1 protein-coding gene and 1 pseudogene are annotated in these 1805 nt (G+C 71.5%); both read right to left on the bottom strand.

What is annotated here, in order from left to right:
* Positions 1-212, bottom strand: a pseudogene (locus G6027_RS18310) (phosphatase PAP2 family protein); the annotation flags it as partial.
* Positions 196-1805: glycosyltransferase (locus G6027_RS16435; RefSeq protein ID WP_182638088.1), on the bottom strand; the 1610-nt coding region annotated here is incomplete at its 5' end. The pseudogene G6027_RS18310 and the gene G6027_RS16435, both read right to left, overlap by 17 nt.

The raw sequence follows: 1805 nt of genomic DNA, 5'->3' as shown, positions 1-1805 counted from the left end.
TCCGCCGAGATCGCCATCCAGCCCAGCGCGTGCTCCCCGACGTGCGAGAGCGTGACGGCGGCCTCACGCGACCCGGGCACCGCGAGGAGCCGACGCTGGATCCCGGCCAGCAACCGGACCTCGCCGGTCGGGACGGGGATCTCCACGGTCGGACCCGTGCCGGCGTGGTCGGGGCCGGCCGGCCCGGATGCGGTCTCAGGCGTCGAAGACACGGCTCCAGGCCTCCTTGGTGACGAGTTCGGTGTGCGCATCACGGTAGCGGCGCCGCATCTCGGGGAACCGGCGGAAGAGCTCCCTGTGCACGGCCACCGACTCGGCGAACAGGGATCCGGCCTGCTCACGGTCGCGCTTGCGGTAGACCACCCCGCGCCCGTCGGCGGTGGTGACGGTGGCGCCGTCGACCCGGCTCAGGGAGTACCAGCGCGCCTCCACGGGCGGGAAGTTGGCCTGCGGCACCTCGTGGTGGGCCTTGTCGTCCCGACTGAGGGTGTGGATGAGCCCCTTGGACAGGGCGAGGGCCTTGCGGACCCTGCCCCGGGGCTCGGAGTGGATCCCCGCCGGGCCGCCGGAGGGCGCGGGCAGGTCCACGGCCGAGGGGATGACCACGGCGTCGGGGAACTGCGCGCGCATCGCCCGCACCTTGGGCAGGGCCGTCGGCAGCAGCTCGTAGAGCGCCTCCGGTCCGCGCAGGAAGTCGCGGATGGCCTCGATCTGGATGGCCACCGTCGAGTACTCGAGGCACACCAGGTGCTTGACCAGCGCCTTGAGGCTCGACTGCATGATCCCCTTGTGGTCGCCGTCGTGGTAGAGCGAAGCCACCACCAACCGGTTGCGCAGGTGGAAGTAGGCCTGCCAGTCGATCGCGTCGTCCTTGTCCGACCACGCCATGTGCCAGATCGCCACGCCCGGCATCGAGACCGTGGGGTGGCCGGCGCGGCGCGCCCGCAGCCCGTACTCCGCGTCGTCCCACTTGATGAACAGCGGCAGGGGCTGGCCGATCTTCTCCGCGACCACCCGCGGGATCAGGCACATCCACCAGCCGTTGTAGTCCACGTCGATCCGGCGGTGCAGTTCCTTGGGGTTCTCCCGGTCGGTGAGGGGGTACCGGGAGAAGTCGTAGTCGTAGTCCGCGTGCGGGGCGGCGGTCCACATGAAGTCGTGCGCGCCCACCACCTCGCCCATGGTGTGGAGGTGGCTGCGCTCCTGGAGGTTGAGCATCTGGCCGCCGACCAGCATCGGCACGCGCGAGAACCGGGCGAAGGCCAGGGCCCGCAGGATCGAGTCGGGCTCGATCTCGATGTCGTCGTCCATGTACAGGATGTACGGCGAGTCGGTGAGTCGCCGGGCCTCGTACATGATGCGGCTGTACCCGCCCGAGCCGCCCAGGTTGGGCTGGTCGAAGATCCGCAGGCGCTCGCCGAGGTACTCGGCGGCCTCCGCGAACCCGGGCTCGTCACGCACCTTGCGGGTGCCCTGGTCCGGCATGAGCACCGCGTCCAGGACCGCGTCCACCTCGGGGTCGGAGGTGAGCGCCCGCAGCGCCGCGACCGCGTCCCCGGGGCGGTTGAACGTGGGGATCCCGACGGTCACCCGACGGTCGTTGGGAACCTGCACCGCCGGGTCGGGGGTGCCGTCCGGGCCCGCGTCAGGGCGGGTCGCCGGCGCGTCCACGGCGGAGTACCACCCACCGGCGAGCAACTCGACGTCCGTGTCGGAGGTGAGATCGAACCAGATCCACCCGCCGTCCTCGAACGGGCCCAGGTCGCAGACGAACTCGACCGTCGTGACCCGGTCCGCCCCCGCCA

Source organism: Dietzia sp. SLG310A2-38A2 (genome assembly GCF_014145095.1).
GTDB lineage: Bacteria > Actinomycetota > Actinomycetes > Mycobacteriales > Mycobacteriaceae > Dietzia.
The sequence above is the reverse complement of the archived record's forward strand: the minus strand, read 5'-3'. Positions and strand labels throughout refer to the sequence as shown.